The sequence below is a fragment of the Paenisporosarcina sp. TG20 genome, from assembly GCF_000286315.1.
GTDB lineage: Bacteria > Bacillota > Bacilli > Bacillales_A > Planococcaceae > Paenisporosarcina.
In genome coordinates, this window is record NZ_ALJG01000311.1 from 1 (window position 1) to 20,412 (window position 20,412).

General features: G+C 34.6%; 18 protein-coding genes and 1 other annotated feature. Of the genes, 3 read left to right on the forward strand and 15 right to left on the reverse strand.

Annotated features, from left to right (window positions below; all coding sequences use genetic code 11):
* On the reverse strand, positions 1 to 828 hold an 828-nt coding region (locus B371_RS0111735), incomplete at its 3' end, for an FAD-dependent oxidoreductase (protein ID WP_019414514.1).
* Between the two features lie 195 nt (positions 829 to 1,023).
* Positions 1,024 to 1,235 (forward strand) — a binding site (T-box leader).
* Between the two features lie 46 nt (positions 1,236 to 1,281).
* Between B371_RS0111735 and proC the strand changes: the two genes are divergently transcribed.
* A complete protein-coding gene (gene proC, locus B371_RS0111740; protein ID WP_019414515.1) occupies positions 1,282 to 2,094 on the forward strand; it encodes a pyrroline-5-carboxylate reductase in 813 nt (270 codons plus the stop codon).
* Between the two features lie 561 nt (positions 2,095 to 2,655).
* On the opposite strand, the gene speD is transcribed toward proC, so the two are convergent.
* Complete coding sequence (gene speD, locus B371_RS0111745; protein WP_019414516.1) at positions 2,656 to 3,462, reverse strand: adenosylmethionine decarboxylase; 807 nt, start codon at positions 3,460 to 3,462, stop codon at positions 2,656 to 2,658.
* Positions 3,463 to 3,884: 422 nt separating this feature from the next.
* On the opposite strand from speD, the gene namA reads away from it, so the two are divergent.
* Complete coding sequence (namA, locus tag B371_RS0111750; protein ID WP_019414517.1) at positions 3,885 to 4,901, forward strand: NADPH dehydrogenase NamA; 1,017 nt, start codon at positions 3,885 to 3,887, stop codon at positions 4,899 to 4,901.
* 88 nt (positions 4,902 to 4,989) lie between these two features.
* Here namA and B371_RS0111755 read toward each other — a convergent pair whose 3' ends face one another.
* A complete protein-coding gene (locus B371_RS0111755; protein WP_019414518.1) occupies positions 4,990 to 5,763 on the reverse strand; it encodes a PAS domain S-box protein in 774 nt (257 codons plus the stop codon).
* Positions 5,764 to 6,038: 275 nt separating this feature from the next.
* Here B371_RS0111755 and B371_RS21735 point away from each other — a divergent pair, with 275 nt between their 5' ends.
* Positions 6,039 to 6,800, forward strand: coding sequence for a DUF421 domain-containing protein (locus B371_RS21735; protein ID WP_369751101.1), 762 nt, complete (start codon positions 6,039 to 6,041; stop codon positions 6,798 to 6,800).
* Between the two features lie 290 nt (positions 6,801 to 7,090).
* On the opposite strand, the gene B371_RS0111765 is transcribed toward B371_RS21735, so the two are convergent.
* The 12 genes from B371_RS0111765 to B371_RS0111830 all read right to left on the reverse strand — a co-directional run bounded on the left by B371_RS0111765 (position 7,091) and on the right by B371_RS0111830 (position 20,085).
* Positions 7,091 to 7,657 (reverse strand): TetR/AcrR family transcriptional regulator, encoded by a 567-nt coding sequence (locus tag B371_RS0111765; RefSeq protein ID WP_237721533.1) that lies wholly within the window; start codon positions 7,655 to 7,657, stop codon positions 7,091 to 7,093.
* Positions 7,658 to 7,681: 24 nt separating this feature from the next.
* Positions 7,682 to 9,079 carry an RND family transporter gene (locus tag B371_RS0111770; protein ID WP_019414520.1) on the reverse strand — a complete coding sequence of 466 codons (1,398 nt, stop codon included), beginning with the start codon at positions 9,077 to 9,079 and terminating at the stop codon, positions 7,682 to 7,684.
* Positions 9,069 to 10,253 (reverse strand): MMPL family transporter, encoded by a 1,185-nt coding sequence (locus B371_RS0111775; protein ID WP_019414521.1) that lies wholly within the window; start codon positions 10,251 to 10,253, stop codon positions 9,069 to 9,071. Before B371_RS0111775 ends, B371_RS0111770 begins: the two co-directional genes overlap by 11 nt.
* 223 nt (positions 10,254 to 10,476) lie before the next feature.
* Positions 10,477 to 11,025, reverse strand: coding sequence for a M1 family aminopeptidase (locus B371_RS0111780; protein ID WP_019414522.1), 549 nt, complete (start codon positions 11,023 to 11,025; stop codon positions 10,477 to 10,479).
* 86 nt (positions 11,026 to 11,111) lie between these two features.
* Positions 11,112 to 12,023 carry a hypothetical protein gene (locus tag B371_RS24105; protein WP_019414523.1) on the reverse strand — a complete coding sequence of 304 codons (912 nt, stop codon included), beginning with the start codon at positions 12,021 to 12,023 and terminating at the stop codon, positions 11,112 to 11,114.
* Between the two features lie 108 nt (positions 12,024 to 12,131).
* Positions 12,132 to 12,494, reverse strand: coding sequence for a hypothetical protein (locus B371_RS0111790; protein WP_019414524.1), 363 nt, complete (start codon positions 12,492 to 12,494; stop codon positions 12,132 to 12,134).
* A 59-nt stretch (positions 12,495 to 12,553) separates the two neighbouring features.
* A complete protein-coding gene (locus B371_RS0111795; protein ID WP_019414525.1) occupies positions 12,554 to 12,760 on the reverse strand; it encodes a hypothetical protein in 207 nt (68 codons plus the stop codon).
* A 537-nt stretch (positions 12,761 to 13,297) separates the two neighbouring features.
* A complete protein-coding gene (locus B371_RS0111800; protein WP_019414526.1) occupies positions 13,298 to 14,227 on the reverse strand; it encodes a cation diffusion facilitator family transporter in 930 nt (309 codons plus the stop codon).
* 170 nt (positions 14,228 to 14,397) lie between these two features.
* On the reverse strand, positions 14,398 to 15,330 hold the full coding sequence (locus B371_RS0111805) for an aldo/keto reductase (RefSeq protein ID WP_019414527.1): 933 nt from the start codon (positions 15,328 to 15,330) through the stop codon (positions 14,398 to 14,400).
* Between the two features lie 173 nt (positions 15,331 to 15,503).
* Positions 15,504 to 15,977 carry a hypothetical protein gene (locus B371_RS0111810; RefSeq protein ID WP_192811905.1) on the reverse strand — a complete coding sequence of 158 codons (474 nt, stop codon included), beginning with the start codon at positions 15,975 to 15,977 and terminating at the stop codon, positions 15,504 to 15,506.
* A 1,073-nt stretch (positions 15,978 to 17,050) separates the two neighbouring features.
* Complete coding sequence (gene ltrA, locus B371_RS0111820; protein ID WP_019414530.1) at positions 17,051 to 18,847, reverse strand: group II intron reverse transcriptase/maturase; 1,797 nt, start codon at positions 18,845 to 18,847, stop codon at positions 17,051 to 17,053.
* A 734-nt stretch (positions 18,848 to 19,581) separates the two neighbouring features.
* Positions 19,582 to 20,085 carry a hypothetical protein gene (locus B371_RS0111830; RefSeq protein ID WP_019414531.1) on the reverse strand — a complete coding sequence of 168 codons (504 nt, stop codon included), beginning with the start codon at positions 20,083 to 20,085 and terminating at the stop codon, positions 19,582 to 19,584.
* Positions 20,086 to 20,412 lie beyond the last annotated feature (327 nt).

A 20,412-nucleotide genomic window follows, 5' to 3' on the forward strand; every position in this document is an offset into this window, starting at 1 on the left:
TTTCAAGGTGCGAAACTTAAGTTGGTTATTATGTTGTACAACTTTACTCAACCGATGACCATAAAGAATGTTTACTTCTAATTGTGACAGAAATGCCATTGGCAGCTGATCGTTTCCTCCAGTAATTTCATAGAAATGAATATCTGGGTTTAACAAGATCATAAATTCACGTAATATGTCAATAAAAGCTAACTCAGATAAACCTTCAATTGCAAGAAGTACCTTAATCTTTTCAATTGCTCCGGAAGATAAAGTCACTCCGTTAGGGTTATATCTTAAAAAAGTGTCCATTGAGTATTTATCGTATTCCTTTATTACCCAGCACCAGTTTTCTAGTGGATTAATATTGATATAGTCAATTACTGGTTGAATTACTGAGAATAATAACTTTTCTGCCGTTTTACCCTTCTCGTGAGGGGCTACTGGATAACAAAGAATATCGGGATCCTTTTCATACAGGTATCGGCGGGTTAATATTCCGTTTACATAAAACAGGTCGTTAGGAGTGCTATTTATAAATTGGTTAATGGGTAATCTGAATTTTTTAATGTATTCCAAAGATAAATAATGAGAATTTGGAATACGCATGGCTCCAGCTTCCATATACTCTCCATTAATAAAAGGTGATCGTATCGTATAGATACGCCCACCAACTCTGTCTGAGGCTTCAAGGATAGTTACGCTATGCCCTGCCTCCTTTAATAGAGAGGCAGCCACCAATCCAGACATACCCGCGCCGACAATAATTACTTTTTTGGAATTTTGCGTTTTATTAAGTCCGTGTTTAACCATTGAAATCATTTTATTGGGTGATAAACAAGAAAACATATTATGTCATTTCTCCTTTGCACCCTCATCTTTCTGTAAAAGTAAATCATCACTTTTTGAGGTTTACTATCAATCTATTCTATTGGGAATATTTCTATGAAAAACCCAATATTTCAATAAGATAGGATGGCATTGTATTATTGCCTGTTGACAATGTTTTGGTTGATGTTTATAATTTTAGTAATTGTTTAGATCGTTTACGCTTTGATAAAGAATAGTAATCATGTTGAAGGAAATTAGAGAGTGTGTCACTTGCTGAAAGATACACTTCCCTCTCATGCGATGAACCTACTTTGGAGCTGTCATGCAAACATGACCGTACCTTCGCGATAAGAAGGAATAAGTTGTGCTCAATTTTTTGAGCAAAACAAGGTGGTACCGCGGAAACATGCGTTTTCGTCCTTTTATTAGGATGAGAGCGCATTTTTTTATGCGAATTAAGGGGGAGTAACAATGAAAAAGATAGTATTTGTTGGTGCCGGTTCTATGGCACAAGCTATTATACACGGTTGGATGAAAGAGGCCACAGTGGCCCCAGAAGATATATATGTAATGAACAAATCAGATCATGAAAAATTGACTTCTCTTAACGAAAAATACGGTGTACAGCTGGTTGATGATGATAGAGAAAATATAAAAACTGCTGACTTGATCATATTAGCAATGAAACCAAAAGATGTTGTGGCAGGCATGAAATCAGTTGCACCATATCTATCGTCTAATGCAGTCGTGTTATCAGTACTTGCAGGTGTTCCAATGGATACCATTGAAAATGGTCTTGGAAAGCGTCCAATTGCACGTTGTATGCCAAACACCTCAGCAACAATCGGCATGTCTGCAAGTGCTTTAGCTTGTAATGATTTGGTAAAAAATGTGGACAAACTAGAACTCATTCGACTATTAAAAACCATTGGTACGGTTATAGAAGTGGAAGAAGAAGAACTTCACGTTGTTACCGCTTTATCAGGCAGTGGACCAGCCTATATATATTACTATGTGGAAGCGTTTGAAAAAGCGGCGGTTGCGAGTGGACTAACATCCCAAGTAGCACGAGACTTGCTTGTGCAAACATTAGCAGGCTCTGCAGAGATGTTAAAACAATCAAGCGATACACCAGCTAGTCTTCGTAAGCAAGTCACTAGTCCAGGTGGGACAACAGAAGCTGGCATAGAAGCTTTACAGGAAAGTGGTTTTGCGGACATACTAGCACGTTGTTTAAAAGAATCTGAAACACGTTCCCGTGAGCTTGGAAAACGTTACTTATAGTAATGGAAATAGGTTAAAGACTGTTGGAAGAAAAATACTAGTTTCTGACAACTCCCACAGCTAAAGCAGTGGGGTTCTAGGGTACCGTGGATACATAGTATCTGGTAATGAGTTCTAATACAAATTGAAAAGGACCTGAAATAAGGTCCTTTTGGCTTCTTATTGAACAATAGAAGATTAGTTTTTTTATTCACACGAGTCAATTTCATAACTCCTCAATTAGATAATCAACACGAACATTTAATTGTTATCCGTTAATTTTAGACTGCTATCGTTTGATTGTAGCGCAAGGCGACTTTAGTTGAAACAGCACAAGCTGGAAGCCCCGCAGGAAAGACGCTGGCCAAAAGCCAGTGTCTTTTGCGACGAGTAACGGCAGGAGCACATGTTTTTAGAGTGACGAGGAGATTGAAGCCGTGCCCCACGGAAAGCGTCCGCATGGAGCGGAAATCAACTTTGTTCGGATATTATTACTAGATTTTTTATTATGAAATTGACTCGCACTAAAAAATTTAAAATAAATTACTCAAGTACTTTTAATCATGAAAAAAAAAACTTTTTTCAGGACATGTTTTTCGAGTGGAAAATCTCATCCATTTCTTTTTTCAGCTTCATTGTGATTGATTTTCTTTCTTCATTAGATAACTCATCTTCTGTATAACCAAATAAGTAATTATTTAAATCAAATTGTCTGAGCTTACATTTTGTATGAAAAATATTTTCTCCATACACATTTACATCAATCATTTGATAATATTCTTGCAAACTCTCTGGTATATAGTTTTGAATTGAATTGATGTCATGATCAATAAATAACTTATGGCCCGTTACGTCTCTAGTAAAGCCTCGAACACGGTAATCAATATTCATGACGTCTGTTTCAAACGAGTGGATTAAATAATTCAACGCTTTTAATGGTGAAATTTCACCGCAAGTTGATATATCAATATCTGCACGAAATGTACTAATACCTTCATCTGGATGATATTCAGGATAAGTATGAACCGTAATGTGACTTTTATCTAAGTGGGCAACTACTGCTCCAGGAAATGGTCCTGGAGATTCTTTAAATGATTCAACAGATGCCTCATCAACAGGCCCTTCTGAAACTAAAATTGTCACACTTGCACCTTGTGGTTCATAATCTTGTTTAGCTATATTTAAAATGTTGGCTTCTATAATGTCTGATACATTGGTTAATATACTTGTTAAACGATCAGCATTATATTGCTCATCAATATAGTTAATATAGGTCTCTCGTTCTTCTTTTGTTCTTGTATAGCAAATATCATACATGTTAAAGCTCAGTGTCTTTGTTAAATTATTAAAACCATGCAATTCAATTCGCTGCTTTTGGGTTAAACTCATTTTGTAATCCCCTTTTTCATTAAAAAATTTTTGTTATTCGAATGTATCAAATTAGTTCTTCAGAGTAGTATGGGTTTAAAAATGTAATCATAATACCCTACTTGCTTTATTTTTCCACAGATTGGATATCTAAAACATAAAATGTGAAATATGAACTTGTGATTTTATTTATGTATTTCCCTGATAGTGATTAAGTTTCAAAAACCAAAACTTAAAGACACCGAATAAATTGATAATAATAAGTCGAAAATTAGCGACTAGACTAATACATTATTATTAGTGTACATTGACTATCTTTACTATACAAACAAAAGAGCAAAGAAACAGATAAGTCAAAAAACATTATCATGAGCTTGTGAAGCACTATATTTAGGATGAATTTGCTATACTAGACCAAATACATAAGAGGAGGCTTATATTATATGGCTAAGTTATTTGAAGAATATACAATCAAAGATGTAACATTTAAAAATCGTATCGTTATGGCGCCGATGTGTATGTATTCTAGTCATAATCAAGATGGACAAGTAGAAGATTGGCATCGCGTCCATTATTCAACTCGAGCAGTAGGACAAGTGGGCTTAATCATATTAGAAGCATCAGCAGTCCTTCCACAAGGTCGAATATCTGCACAAGACTTAGGAATTTGGAGTGATGATCATACAAGTGGTTTAACAGAGCTTGTAAATTCAATGAAACTTCATGGATCCAAGACGGGTATTCAACTAGCTCATGCTGGCCGAAAAGCAACTGTCGATGGTGATACATTTGGTCCTTCGCCACTTGCATTTAATTATCATTATAAAACGCCAATCGAGATGACAAAAGCAGATATCACAGAAACAATTGAAGCTTTTAAACTCAGTGCGATTCGCGCAAAAAAAGCGGGCTTTGATGTCATCGAACTCCATGGTGCTCACGGCTATTTAATTAATGAATTCTTATCTCCTTTAACGAATAAACGAACAGACGATTACGGAGGAAGTGTTGAAAATCGTTATCGATTGCTACGAGAAACCATTGACGCAGTTCGTTCCGTATGGGAAGGACCATTATTCGTACGTATTTCTGCACATGATTATTCTGAAGGCGGCATGACACCTGAAGCATATGTAACAATGACGAAATGGATGAAAGAACAAGACGTTGATTTAATCGATGTAAGTTCAGGTGCCAATGTACCAGCAGCTATTGATTCTTATCCTGGGTATCAAGTAAAGTTCTCAGAAACAATTAAACACCAGACGCCAATAGCAACAGGTGCAGTTGGCATGATTACATCTCCACTACAAGCAGAAGAAATCTTGAAAAATGACCGTGCCGATATGATTTTACTAGCACGTGAATTACTTCGTGATCCTTACTGGGCATATCGTGCTGCAAAAGAATTACAAATAGAAATTAAGTCCCCTGTTCAATATGAACGAGGCTGGGTGTAAACCTAATTTCCTCAATCTGAAATCAACCATCATTTTTAAGGGCTGGCCTTAAAAGTCATTTTCTATGACTTTTGGACAGCCCCTATTTTTATTTAGTTAATTGACTTAAAGCTTGTTGAACAGTGGACATTGTATTAAGTGTGGATAAATCCCCATAGTTTTCTATGGCTTTTAAAGCAAGTTCAGGTCTTATACCTGTACATATTGGCGCAATGCCTAGTAAATTTAAAATGGAATTAATCTTATATAAAAATTCTATCACGACGCTATCAATATTATATATTCCTGAAAAATCAATAATTAAATAGTTTAGATTATGCTCTAGAGCCTTCTGTGGAATAATTTCCATTAGTTGTATGACTCTATCTTCACCAATGGTACCAACTAGAGGAAGAACAGCTATCCCTTCGGATACGGGGACAATAGGAGTACCAATTTCATTTATTACTTTGTTAAGCTTTCTCTCTGAATCTTTCCTCGTAGTTATATCCCTCATAATAGATTGAATGGCTTTTTTTTCACCGAATTGCACGGGATGACAATATAATTCTACTTCCACAGGAGTGCCATCAAATCTATATATCTTCGCTTCGATTAAATTTCCTATTTCATTCTCTTCTGTTGCCTTTCGTATTCTTTCAATTATAATATCCTTACTTTCATCAGCAAATACCTCTACAACATTTGCACCAATAATCTGTTCCTTAGTTGCTTTAAAAAATTCACTACCCGATTGATTTATGTATAATACTTTTTGATTGGAATGAATAATTGTCGTTTCGAATGAATATTCAACAATTTGTCGGTACATGTTCTCTTTTTCTAAAATAGTCACATTAGGGACTTCTGGAATTTTCTCCAATTTAAACACCTCTTTTTTAAATTTTAATACTTTTCGAAATATGACTTTTTTATTCTCTATATCTATAATTTAATTATAACTTAAATATTTCTTCAAAATAAGTTGTCAGATGGCAATATGATGATTTTCATATTAAAAATCGAAAAATCTTAAACGTTGGTAAAATACAGTACCATTTTTTAGGATATAAAAGATTTTATATTTTGAGACTGCTATCAAAACATGTTCCATCAACTTTCTTGAATTAAACACCTTTAAGATTAATTATAATTGAATTGGATAAACTATCAACAACTATATGGTTGGGGGTAAATCATGGAGCTAATGAAAGAAATGTTAATTTTACTTGGCCGAGTAGTTACGATTTTGCCATTATGCTTATTGTGACATTATTTATGGGAAGAAGATCTATCGGAGAACTTCCAGTTTTTGATTTTTTAATTCTAATGTCCCTTGGGGCAGTTGTAGGAGCAGATATAGCTGATCCTAATATCGAACATTTCCCTACAGCTGTTGCAATAATATTAATAGGGTTGCTACAAAAATCATTTGCTGTTTTGAAGATTAGAAATAGAAAATTCGGCAAGTTAATTACTTTTGAACCCGTAATTGTAATACAGGATGGTGTAATGCTCGATAGCAATCTAAAAAAAATTCAATATTCTATTGATAATCTATTGCTACTCTTAAGACAAAAGGATATTTTTGATTTAAGTATTGTTCAATTAGCAATTATTGAAGGTAACGGAAACTTAACGGTTATGAAGAAACCACACAAAGAAAATGTTACAAATGAAGATTTAAAAATCGAAAAATTACACAGTGGGATGTCTTACCCTGTTATTGTAGAAGGTAAATTGTATATCGAGGTTCTAGATTATTTGCAATTTAGCTCAACTTGGATAACAGAAAAATTAAGAAGTGCTGGTGTAAATGATATAAATCAAGTATTTTTCGCAACTATTGATAGGGAAGAGAATTTAATCATTTCTTTAAAGCATGTTAAACCCAAAAAGTTACCACCACTTAATCATTGAGCAGGATTCTACACCCTGCATTTCCAGTTAATTCCCAACACCCGCCAACAAAGCTAATAATTCATATACCGAACTGGAATTAACAATATTCACATAAAAACTAGTTTAGGATTGTATCTTCAATTTCAAATTAATTTACTGTCTTATTTTTCTAAAGCTCCCGTTGCTTTAAGTGGAAAACTTCAGATGCGGAAAGCCCCATCAATCAACCTTAACCTTTTGCAAAAAAACTGATTTCTACTTTATTCAGGAAAAATCAGTTATCTTGTGAAATCTTTAATTTGTTAGATTTATAATAAAATGGTCAGAGATTTTACATACTTATCTACTAATATTTTCTTCGCTTCATCATCTAACTTGTAGTAAAATTTCTCGTTTGGAAGAATGATATGGCTCAGAAATATACCTACTAAGTGACGTGAGATAAGCTCTGTGTCGACTTGTTGATTGATTTTAGAAAAGTGTAAGTCTAAAGCTTTTTTTAAATGGTCAAGGATAATTACAGGGAAATTGATTTCATCACTTAAATTACCTTTTAGACTTTCCGATATAAGCATTTTGACTAAAGGAGCATTTCTAGAAATAATCTTTAGGCGATTGTCAATGACTTTCCCAAAAAATGCTTCTGTCTTTTCTTGTTCGGCAAATTGCATGAGCTTGGTATTAAACTGTTTTTCAAGTACATTTTTAATAACCGTCATAAACAAATTTTGCTTAGATGAGAACTTACGAAACAAAGTGACTTCAGCTACATCTGCCTCTTTTGCGATTTCCTGTGTAGTCGCCTGTAGTCCTTTATTCGTGAATATTTTCACAGCGGCTTGTAAAATCTGCTCCGATTTATCTTTCACTGACATCATCCCCTAATTTACTGGTATGTCCTATTCCATTTTAGGCTTTACTTTTACAAAACGATCGAAAATGATCAAAATTGCAGGCATAACTACAATGGTACTAAACAAAGCCAACGAAATATTAATTAGAGTCATCATACCGAAATTACTCAAAATAACAAAGTCTGAAGCTAGTAAAGCACTAAAACCACCAATAGTGGTAATGGAAGATACAAAAATGGGTTTCCCTATTTTTTGATTGGCAAGTTTAATTGCTTCAATAGCGGATCGGCCATTTTCTCGCTCTTCATAAAATCTTTCCATGATTAATATGGTGAATTCTGTCCCGATTCCGATAATTAATGCACCTAAAGTTGCTGTCAAAGGGGTATAGCTAATCCCTGCCAAATTCATAATGCCCCCGCTCCAACCAATGATTAAGATGATTGGTATTAAGGGAATTAAAGCTTTAATTGGATGCCTGTAGATGGCTAGTAATCCAACAAAAACAAGTAGCATAGCTAACAAAGTAATTTTATATCTCCCGGTTGTTAAGGCTGAAACCATTTCAACATCCAACACAGCTTTTCCTGTTACTGTTGTTTTCATAGTATCAGAGTCATTGTCAAGAAGGTATTCATTTAAATCTTCTAAAAAGAGTTTTAAATCCTCTGCCTCTAAATGTTTAATTCCAACGGTTATGACACCTTTTGTTTCTGATTCATTTATAAATAACTTGAGTTGTTGTTCTGGAATCTCTTCTACTTGTTCTTTTAAAGTAGATTCTGTTGCGATTTCTCCATTGTTCATTTGTTTTAGTACTTCTGTAATTGAATTTGAATCAACTACAATCCCTTGAAAACTTACTTTAATATCTTCGGTTGTAGCTTCTATCCAGTCAAAAGAACTTTGAGTGAGAATATTCTCTCCTTCATATACAATGGACACTTGGTCTGTGGTACCTACAATATCTCTTAATTTATGAATATCTTCTAGGGCCTGGGTATCTTGAGGCATAAACGTTTCAACGTCAGTTTCCGCTTCAGCATCTAGGTCAACCCATATTCCAAAGCCAGCGGCAACTAAAGCTAGAAGAATAATAAACCATCTGCTAGAAACTAGTCTTGTTGTCAAACCTCCTAAAATACGTTCAAACAATGAAGACTTTACGGGCTTTTTAATAGGTGAATTCGTTTTTCCTTTCACAAAAAAGTGATCTCTTGTAAAAAGTAGTGGTATTAAAATCATGACCCCTACCAAGAAGCTGATCATCATTCCAACCGTTAGCATTTTACCAAAGTCTTGAATCATTGGAACCGGCGAGGTATAAAGAGCAATAAAGCCTAGTGAAGTAGCAATCAGAGCCGTAAATACTGCTGGAACCATTTTTGTGACAGTTCGATATAAACTTCTATGTGCGCGACTTTCGAATTTTTTATTTTTCATAATGCTCTTCACCTTCTTCCATTTCTTCTGCATAACGACTTTGAAACTGAATAGTATAGTCAATACCAAGACCAATAAGGATTGGGAAGACTGCCATCGAAACCATTGTTATCGGAATGTTAAACCAGCCCATGAAGCCGACTGTTCCAATAACTGCTAGTAAAATAATTCCGAGCGGTAGTAATCTCCACCTAGCTTTAAACGTAATGAGTAAGACAATAACCATAGCTACTACTGCAAGCATCATCATTTTTTTCATACTCTCTTGCATAGAAGAACGGATAGCTCCATCTAGTACAGGTTTTCCTGAAAGCATGGTTTCCGTACTTTCTAACGGATGATTATCCAGGTAGGAATGAATGGACGCCACTATCTCACTCTTCTCTTGATCACTTACCTCACCTTTAAACTTAATGGACATCATCATATATTGGTCATCTAGAATAAGTTGACTAAACGCATCTCTCATTTGATCATATTCATCGTAAATCAGTTGATCTAAAGTTTTTTGTGTTTCAGGTAATCCAGAGGTAAAAGCATCTGAAAATTCCTGCATACTAGCCAAGTTTGTGCTTACGGATTTCAACTGTGTTCCTATTTGACTCAACTTTACTCCTAATTCTTTCGATTCTGTCTGTTGTTTCTGTTGACTTTCTAGAGCAGATTCCATCCCAGTTGACCCATTTTGTGTCTGTACTGATCCTTCAAAAAGTATTTTTGATTTGTTCGCAGCTTGTTCTCCCATTTCGTTTAACTTACCACCAGTATCATTAACACCATCAATTACCTCTGATAGTCCTTCCTGATATTTCTCACCCTGTTTAGCGGTCATCTGGTTGACTAGCATAACAGGACTAACCATACTGTAAACATTTGGGTTGTCTTGCAGCAATTGTTCGAGTCCTTCCATGTGTTTGAAGTTGTCTAAAGATAGCAAAGTTTTCTGATCATCGCCTTCATACACAACGATGATTGACTCGCCTCCAAATTCTTTTTCTAAAGCAAGATTTTCTTGAAATACGTCTGAATCACTTCTGACTAATGTGTCATTTCCCGTTGCCATCTCAACACTTTTAACCCCAACTGCAAAGATTACAATTAATATTACAGTGAGGAATATCATTTTTAAGGGTTTGTTCTTCAATAACCAGGCCAAGCGTTTAAGAATAAACATAATTGGTAGCTCCTTTTCTTAATCTAATGTAAGTGTGTACTAACATACATTATACACAGGAGTTTTTTAAATACAAGAGGATAACAAGATGTTATTTATTGGAAATCTTAAGCCGCCATCCAAGTAATTAATTACGACAAAAACTCGCTTGGTGTGATTAAACACCAAACGATTGATATGATAAATGATATTATTTTATGAATCGATCATAATAATTTTAACATTACTCCAATTCTAACCATTTCTCTAAGAACTCACTATTATCCTCTTCAAAGTATTCTTTCAAGAAGTCTGCAAATATCTTACTATCAACATACTTAAACTTATATGTGTTGAAATACTCAGATAAGAAGTGAAGTGCTCCCACTTGTCCCCCATGATCATTAAAGAAGTCCCTTAACAAAATTGGAGTCTTCCCATAGACAGTTGGTACATATTCACCGCGTTCAAATTCATTTAATGGAATATTTACAATGTCACTAGTAGGACTAATTTGCGATAGATTGCTTGCAAATTCAAATCCAATCGATTCATTATACTTTTCAGTTAAGTATATTGACGTCACAAATTCTGTTAAACCTTCATCCAACCAGGCATCTTTATGTGGATCATTTGAAACCATATAATAAAACCATTGATGTGCAATTTCGTGAACAAGTGTGCGTTCAAAACTTTGTGAGTCGTTAGAAACTTCAATCACATTTGGATATTCCATATTTCCATTGTTGCCGATGATATCTAATTCATGAAAAGGATTTTCTCCTAAGTTCAATTTATTTACAGGGTTTTCATATTTCCTTGATTTTATTGACTACTTCCCAAACTGAAAAAACCAAAGGCATTACAACGCCAATGGTTTTAATTCAATTTCTTACTCTCTTTACCTCTTACTATGATTTCATAAGGTATTTCTTCGATTAATAGTTCTTCTCTTTTAAGTTTAATTATCTCTTGTACATAATTTTCGATTTCTTTTACTTTTTTATCGGAATTCCACCACCACTTAGATTTGTTCAAATCTGTTTTGATAATAATCTGTAAAGGTTCTGGGTGGAAAGAATAGGCAAATCCTTTATATTCCTCAAACTTTTTATCTGTTTCCTCCCTAATGGTGGTGAAAATCGGATGCCATTTTTCATCTCTCAATTCATTTTCACTTCTTCTATTTACTTTGACATCAAAATTCATATTTGTTTTTGAAGAAATTGCATCAGCTACAAGGTTACTGATTTCCTCCTTCACTGCATTATAATATTCTTTTGTTCCTTCAATTCTTATCTCAATAAAAGATGTAGTTGGGTTAATACTCACCGAACTAAACTGATAATTTTTTTCATTTAATACTTCTGATGTTATTTTTATTGTTTCATTTAATTGCTCCGTTTGTTTTTTTTCTTCCTCACTCACTTCAACTTGTATATCTAAAATGTCGAATATAACTTCTACATCCTCAAACCTTATTTCTTTTGAAACATCATGTATTAATGATTTCATTCCTTTTCCATGATTATCTTCAAATTTTTCATCTTTGACCTGAACTCTAAGTAAGCGTTCTTCAGAAGAAAAACTTAATGATGCTTCACCGTATCCATGTTCATTAAATTCCTGACTAACTTTAGTCAATAACGCTTCTATCTTTTGATGTTCTTTCTTGGTATCTTCTATACTTGCAGCTAATGTCTTTTCACTATCATTAAGATTACTGATCAAAACAAAAAAGGAAATAAGACAACCAACTGTCCCTAACAAAATTAGTAACTTTCTGTTCATTTTCACCCTCCAAAAAACAGATTTCTTTATCATTAATATGCTACTGAAAGTCCTCTATTTCCTTTTGTAGCTCATTGTACATTTAATAATCTATATTTATGTAACTTGTTATGTTAAATTGAAATATTTCAGTTTCAAAATTATATTTTTCAATACGTCAGTTGCTAACTGTTGTACTTCTTTTTTGGTCTTTTCATCGAACTTATCGTCTGGTAATACTAATGAGATTTCAGCGTTTTTATCTAATAAGACTTTACCTTGTACAGCAACATCAAAGCCCTTTGCATTTAAACTTTGCATGATGTCTCCCATTAAATCGTTATGACTAAGCCTTTGAGAAAAGTGATTTCCTGCATTTTCCGAGTTATAAATACTGGTTACGTTAAATTGAAATAAATCAGAATCAAAATCATTTTGCTTAATAACGTCAGTTGCTATTTGTATTGCCTCTCTTTTGGTCTTCTTATCCAATTTTTCGTTTGCTAATTTAATTATTATTTCAATGTCTTCATTAGGTAAAACAGCATGGTCTAAAACAATCCCATAATTTCCGTCATGAAACTTTGTCTTATCTGTCCCATCAGAATTTCTAATTCATGATTTTCTTCTTGGGATAAATGAGAACCAAGATTAATATCTTCTTTTTCTTTTCCAGAAACCTGTATATATAAATACAAGGATGCAATTACCAGTAAAAGCGAGACAAAGCCGATTACACTAAGTTTTCCTTTTTTCATAACAACACCTCACTTTTAAGGGTATGCCTTTAATTCCTTTAAAAGAATATAAAAGTATTTCACTAAACTGCTGCGTTACCTCAATAAGCAATAGGAGCTGCCAAATTGACAACTCCTTGTTCCACTCTTGCACCTATTAATTCAAGAATATTGCTATCTTTTTACTTGGTCTTTATTGGATTGGATATACCACATTGGCACTTCCAGCAGTTCGCCCTCATCTTCCTCATGACATGTGGATTAAAGGTGATTACCACAAAGACCGTTTGCCTAAGCAGACGATAATCCATTCATAAAAGCCATTTTTTCATACTCCTTACTCAACTAACTAAATCTGAAATAATTTCGCGTTTGTCCTTTGCAAACACTTAGGGATATCATTTCTATAATTTTTTAACCCAAAATAACAGGTATCAGTAATTTGTTGAAACAAACTATGGTGGAAAAAGCAGTTTTTATTAAAATATAGCAACAGATCCACTCAACTTTTATATGAATGGATTTGTTACTATATTAATCATTAGAAAAAAGTGTAACTTATTTTTTATCAAATAAAACTTTACATTCGCTGTGTTGAATGACGGACTTTTCTACCTGAATTGTTGTGTGTTCTATTTTACATTTATCTCGTATTAAATTTATTGCCTGTTGTAAAATTTCTTGTTCATCCTTGTCATCCTCAATCAATAGATGGCAGGTTAATGAATCCAAACCAGAGGTAATTGTCCATACGTGCAGATCATGTGCATTAATAACACCGTTTATATCCTCTAGCAATTCAATTACTTCAATTTTGTTTATAGTAGGAGGAGAACCTTCCATTAAGATATGAATACTTTGTTTCAAAACACCCCACGCACTTTTTAAAATTAATATAGCAACCAGAACAGATATTAAAGGATCAGCGATATACCAATCAAAAACGAGCATCAAAAAACCTGCGATTATAGCACCTACAGACCCGAGCGCATCTCCCACAATATGTAGGTAAGCACTTTTCAAGTTGATGTTGTCTTTCACATCAGCTTTCCTAAGTAGAGTCCAGGCACTTAACAAGTTGGCTAGTAATCCAATGGATGCAATAATCATCATGGTACCGCTTGCTACAGACGGTGGTTGGTCAATACGTTGAATAGCTTCAAAAATGATAAACCCTGCAATCACAAACAACGTAACGCCATTAAATAATGCAGCTAGTATTTCAAACCGATAATAACCATACGTCTTATTTGAAGATGGTGGCTTACTCGCAAACCATATGGCGATAAGACTTAAGGCCAGTGAACCAGCATCAGATAGCATATGCCCACTATCAGATAACAACGCTAAGCTATTCGTGATAAGTCCACCAATAAACTCCAATACCATAATGCCTGTGGTTATGAGTAATGCTATAATGAGACCTTTTCGATTTCCATCTCTATTTTCATTAAAGTGATTATGGCCATGATCATGCTGATGTCCCATTCAAATTCCTCCACCTAATAATTTGTATGGCTTTATATAAATATTCTAATTATTGTATACTTGTAATTTATATTTAATTCTATTATTTTCAAACTATAGTAACTAACGTGACAGCTATAACATCATGATGCAATACTTTATTTTGCACAAAAGCATTCATACTATAATCACTACCTAAATATTAAATCAATTTCATCAATCTCTTCTTGTGTTAATTGAACGTCCAAAGTCGGTAAATTTTTAATGACTTGTTCAGGTTTTTTCGCACCTGGTATGAGTGCATCAATGGAAGGACGTGTTAAATACCATGCAAAGACTAGGTGAGACATTTCAATTTGCTTATCTTCGGCAATTTTACGCAATAATTCAACCTTTTGTAAGTTTCTAGCAAAATCTTCACCTTGGAACAGTGGATTTTTAGAACGACCGTCTTCAAATGTTGTGTTTATATTGTATTTCCCTCCTAATAATCCTTTTGCTAGAGGGAAATATGGAACAAATGAAATATTGTTTGCTGCTGTGTAAGGGAGAAGTTCTTTTTCAGCACTACGTTTGAATAAATTATATTCAGATTGTAGGACATCGACATAACCATCTTTGTTTGCTTCTTTCAATTGTTCAATTGAGAAGTTTGAAACGCCAATTGCTTTAATTTTTCCAGCAACCTTTAATTCTTGTAAAGCTCCTACCGCTTCATCTTTTGGAGTATGTTCATCGGGAAAATGAATATAAAATAGATCAATATAATCTAATTGTAGTCGTCTTAAACTTTTGTCAACTGCTTCTTTTAAAAATGTGGGTGAGTTATTCAATTCGACTTTACCATCAACAAAGTTATGTGCACCTTTTGTTGCAATAACAATATCCTGTCGGTTTCCTTTTTCTTTTAACACTTCTCCTATAAGTACTTCAGATCGTTCTGGACCGTAATAAAAAGCTGTATCCAAAAAGTTGATGCCATAATTAATAGCTGTTCGCACAACTTCTTTTCCCATTTCTTCACTCAAATTCGGATAAATATTATGTCCTCCAACTGCATTTGTTCCAAGACCGATCGGATTTACGTACAAACCTGTTTGACCAATTTGAACTTGTTTAACCATATATACAAGCATCTCCTTTACATAAAGTACTTATATTTAACAAGGCTCTGTTAAAGATTAATGCTGATTTTTACTATGATCAACGGACTTCCATGTAATTGGAAGTCCGTTTCGTTGTTACTAATTCATATTGAACTAACACTACCCGTTAGTTGAATAATACAATTTTAGTATTATTTTCTATTTGCTGACATATCAACTGGGGAATTTAGCTTCGTATCAAGTATTTTATAAAATATATTTATATCATCTAAAGAAATATAATCGGGTTCAAATGGTTGATTGTTTAAAAACAATGTATCTTTATTAGTTTTACCCCAAATCAAACTTTTATTGTCTTTAAAGTCATCTTCATTGTAGTTCCAGAAAACTGAGTCTTCTTTAACCTCTTCATAATTGAAGGAACTGCTATGTAATAGCATTTTCTCTTCAAATACGTAAACGTATAAAACTTCCTTACCTTTATAAAAAAATAAGTCCAATCGTTCAGATTGAACATCGACTAATTTGCTTAAATCGAATTCTTCTTCATCCACCGAATTAATTATGATTTCTTCATATTCTTTATTGTTATCGTTATTAACTGTACAACCGGTAATGATAAAAACAGAAAGAATCAATAAAAACGTCTTAACTTTGAAATTCAAAGAAATCCCCACACCTTCCATTTCCTTAAAATTTTACATATATTAACTTATTCAACATCATTCCAAAAGAACACTTTTTCTTCAACTAAAGTTAGCAATAGGTAAGCATTTGATGTTATCTCCAGCTTTTCCCCTGCTCCGCACGGAACGTGACAGTTTCCCGTCATTCCGCGTTCCATCTAACAATTTGTACTCAACTATAAGTTCCTCGTTACCCTTAGACAAATTTTCTCCTAAGAGCTCACACTTTGGAAATCCCACGTTCTTACCAGATCGGTGCGATGAACGTTTGGAAAATAATCATTCCATTTCGCTAGACTTGGGGCTGTTCCTCCACCTCCATTACAGAGGTTTCACTAGTCGTACCCCTACCCTCACAAGGATAAATACATTCGCATATTGCTTATAGCAGCCGTTTCGGGTGACAGCCCTTGATTCAACGTTCCTTACTTTCCAAGTACCTTACAACGTAGCTATACATTCTAAACGTAGGTGCTTCCTTTAAGCCTGTGAACTGGATACCGCCATTGTTCGGTATAGTGTATTTCAGAGGGTGCATTTTTACTTTACACCATTCACCCCATCATTGGATGGTACACAAGTTTCCTCATGTTCTAACTTTAGACCCGTACCTTCGGAAGTTCGTCAGTTCCTTTATGTAGGAACTATTCTCACCATATCTAGTTTTTCAGCCATGCGGTCTATCCTTCGGCATACCTTTTCCATAGGAATTGGCTTCAGCCTAGTTCAACCGAATCTACCTGTGCTTCACACCCCATGACCAGTCAATCATGACGCATGCAGGAGTATTGATGGGATAGTTTCAGGAAACATGGCTCCATCATTCCTATCCTCCGTTGTAAAGTTGAAATTTATTTTTATAAATCTCCTGTATTTTCACGCTAAAAAGCGCTTATAACAGAACTTGTCGCGCGTCAGCAATAGGTAAGCATTTGAAGTTATCTCCAGCTTTTCCCCTGCTCCACACGGAGCGTGCTAGTTTCCCAGCACTCCGCGCTCCATCTAAAGATATGTACTAAATTATAAGTTCCTAGTTACTCATAGATTTGAGATTATAAACTTGTTTCCATACCGCATTGTTCACGGTATTGGTTTATCTTCTGAACCATGGGTTCAGTAATTCCAAGTTTGTTTATGAGTGTGTCAATCGTCGTTGTGTTTGTATGATGGATTAATTCATGTATCTCTTTATGTAGAATGCGTAAATTATTAAATTTATCGCTTCCACCGAGATGTAACGGAAAGTAATGATGGCAGTGAACTTCACTTGCAGATAGGAACTCGCCTGTGATTTCACATTTTCCCATTTTCATACTATACCGACTTATTCGATTATCCATATATTCGACACTTCGTGTCGGAAGTTTAGATTTCATTAATTGTGAAATTTCCTGTTGAATATCTGAACGAAGCGTTTTTTGTATCCTTTCTCTTCCCGTCTTTGTGAAGGGTGTTAGAGATTGGCTAAAATTCATAGCGTTTCTCGTTTTCACATTAGCGAGCGGAAATAGATACACGCCTGAGATTTTAAATGTTTTGAAACCCAAACTATAAAACTTTTTGTAAGTTGGTGGTGGGTTTGTAGGATGTTCATATTTCCCAACAGGTTTCAGACGATTGTGTATAAATGCTTGTACCTCATAGGCAAGACGTGAGAACTCGTTATTGACATGAGTAGCTCGATTAAAATAATTATGAATTCCTAAAACAAAACTATTAAAAAGGAGTGCATTTTGAGCGGTAGGTGAGGCTTTAATTCTTTGAATATGTTTTTTAGCTTCAACCTTGATTTTTCGCTTCTTATTGGCTTTTATACCTGTGTGTGCTACTCTCTTTTTTCCTTTTTGATTCGCACGAATCGTGAATCCTAAGAATTCAGATTCTCGTTTTCGTAGATTTATAACTTGTGATTTTTCTGGAGAAATGTCTAGTTTCAGACGTTGTTTTATATATAGTCTTACCGCATGAAACCATTTTTGGGCCGTTTTCCAATCACGACAAAGGATTTTAAAGTCGTCTGCATAGCGGACGAGATAGCCCTCTTTTAGTTTGGTTCGCTTCTTTGCATAGAGCTCACCTTCTCGTGTTTTGTAAGCTTTGTTAAGAGGGAAAAATTCCCACTGACCAGCTACCCAATGGTCTAAGTCGTTAAGAACAATATTAGAAAGTAACGTCGATAACAACCCACCTTGCGGTACACCCTTGGTAGGAATACCCTCACCATCAATTTCAGCTTTTAGCATTTTAGAAACACAAGCCAAGACCTTACGGTCATGGATACCTAAGTTCCATAGCTGCTTGATTAATAAAGTATGATTGATATTATCAAAGAACCCCTTTATATCAATGTCAACAACGTAATGTAGTGATGATTGATTTACGAGAAATTGTACTCTTGCCATTGCATGATGTGTAGACCGAAGTGGTCTAAAACCGTAATTATGCTTATAAAATTTTGCATCAGCAATCGGTTCGAGAACTTGTTTAAAACATTGTTGTATAATTCTGTCTAGAATGCAGGGAATTCCAAGTGGTCTTGATTTACCATTATCTTTTTCAATAAGCTTCCGTCTTACTTTCTTGGGCTGATAGTACTCCAACTTGTTTCGAATATCTTCTACAAGTTCATCATCAGTTAGCTTTTGAATATCCTTTATTGTTTTTCTATCAGTACCAGGGGTATTAGAACCTTTATTAGACTTTACTGTCCTATAGGATAGTAAGATATTTTCTCTAGATGTTATAATATCGTATAAATTCGAAAAGGATTTTTGTTTGGAAGATTTATCATGTAAATCTGTAAAAGTTTCCGTCATGCCGTAGTAATCCCAATATCGTAAAGTTTGCACTGTGGCGTCACTCCTCTATGAAGTGATGTTCCCACGTTCCTACCCGATCGGTGCAATACACTTTTGGAAAATAATTATTCTATATCAATAGACTTGGGGCTATTCCTCCATTCTCATTACAAGAAATTCATCAGTCATGCCCCTACCCTCACAAGGATAAATGCACTTCGTTTTACCTTATAGCAAACGTTTAGGATGACAGTCCCTGTTGCAACGTTCCTTGTTTTCCAAGTCCCTTACAACCTAGCTATCCGTTCTAGACGTAGGTGTAACCTGTAAGCCTGTGAGCTGGATACCGCCAATTGTTCGGTATAGCGTGTTTCATAGGGTGCATTTTTACTCTACACCACTCACCCCATCTTTGGATGGTACATAGGTTTCCCTATGTTCTAACTTTAGACCCTTACATTCGGTTATTCGTCAGTTCTTTTGCAGTAGAACAATTCTCACCTTATCTAGTTTTTCAGCCGTGCGGCATATCCATTGGCATACCTTTTCCGAAGGAATGGCTTCAGCCTTCGTTCTGCCGAATCTACCTGTACTTCAAACCCCTTGACCTGTCAGTCAGGACGCATGCAGGAGTGTTGACGGGATGGTTTCAAGAAACATGGTTCTATCATTCCCATCCTTAGTTGTAAAGTTAAGATTAATCATAGATAATCTTCTGTTTTTCACGTTTAGAACGCTTATAACAGAACTTGTCGAGCGGCACCCGTTAGTTCAACAAGGTAGTATTATTCATAATAACCCTTAGATTCTGGTAACTCTTTATACTCTTCTTTATTGATGATTATGTTGTGTATGAAATCTGCGAGTTTCAGCAATTTTAATGTATATTCCGGATAATCATCACAATAATTTTTCGTATAAAAAGAAGTAGTCTTGCCATTCATCTGGATATCCCACTTAGTGAAAGATGAAGGAGTGACATCGCATTCTTTTTCATCTATTTCTACTACTGATTCCATAATATCGATACTCATCATTTGCTTATAGATTTGTTCCATTTCTTGTTCCGTTAGGGTAATGTTCGCTTCAACTGTACCATCTTCTACAAGGTCTTTTACAACAGTGTCATTAAAAGTATCAATCTTTTGTTTTCCATAAGTTCCGTAACTCAGTCTGAAATCAAAATCAACTGGCATTTCTTCTAAGTCAACAGTTTTTGAACATCCTGGTAACCCCGACAATATGATTATAAATACAAATATAAGCAACGATGACTTTTTGAAATTCAAAGCAAATACCCCCTTTTTAAATTAGACATTTATTTTAGAATAAAGTTTCAAAACCCTTGTTTCACTAACCTGCATGGTTAGTTGAACAAAAAATATGGTTATTTCGTGAATTTAAATAACTAAGTGTATTATAGGTGTTTCCACATCTTGTATTAAATCTCCTTTAATTGAGTCAATTTCATAACTACTCAATTAGATAATAAACACGAACATTTAATTGTTATCCGTTAATTTTAGACAGGTATCGTTTAATTGTAGTAAAAGGCGGAGACTCCAGCGGGAAAAGCGTGTTCGGTGAGACCTCGCAGGAGCGCACAATGGAACAAA

Coding starts and splice junctions, on each gene's coding strand:
- proC (WP_019414515.1), top strand. CDS start 1,282: ATGAAAAAGATAGTATTTGTTGGTGCCGGTTCTATGGCACAAGCTATT.
- speD (WP_019414516.1), bottom strand. CDS start 3,462: ATGAGTTTAACCCAAAAGCAGCGAATTGAATTGCATGGTTTTAATAAT.
- namA (WP_019414517.1), top strand. CDS start 3,885: ATGGCTAAGTTATTTGAAGAATATACAATCAAAGATGTAACATTTAAA.
- B371_RS0111765 (WP_237721533.1), bottom strand. CDS start 7,657: ATGTCAGTGAAAGATAAATCGGAGCAGATTTTACAAGCCGCTGTGAAA.
- B371_RS0111770 (WP_019414520.1), bottom strand. CDS start 9,079: ATGAAAAATAAAAAATTCGAAAGTCGCGCACATAGAAGTTTATATCGA.
- B371_RS0111775 (WP_019414521.1), bottom strand. CDS start 10,253: ATGTTTATTCTTAAACGCTTGGCCTGGTTATTGAAGAACAAACCCTTA.
- B371_RS24105 (WP_019414523.1), bottom strand. CDS start 12,023: ATGAACAGAAAGTTACTAATTTTGTTAGGGACAGTTGGTTGTCTTATT.
- B371_RS0111795 (WP_019414525.1), bottom strand. CDS start 12,760: ATGAAAAAAGGAAAACTTAGTGTAATCGGCTTTGTCTCGCTTTTACTG.
- B371_RS0111800 (WP_019414526.1), bottom strand. CDS start 14,227: ATGGGACATCAGCATGATCATGGCCATAATCACTTTAATGAAAATAGA.
- B371_RS0111805 (WP_019414527.1), bottom strand. CDS start 15,330: ATGGTTAAACAAGTTCAAATTGGTCAAACAGGTTTGTACGTAAATCCG.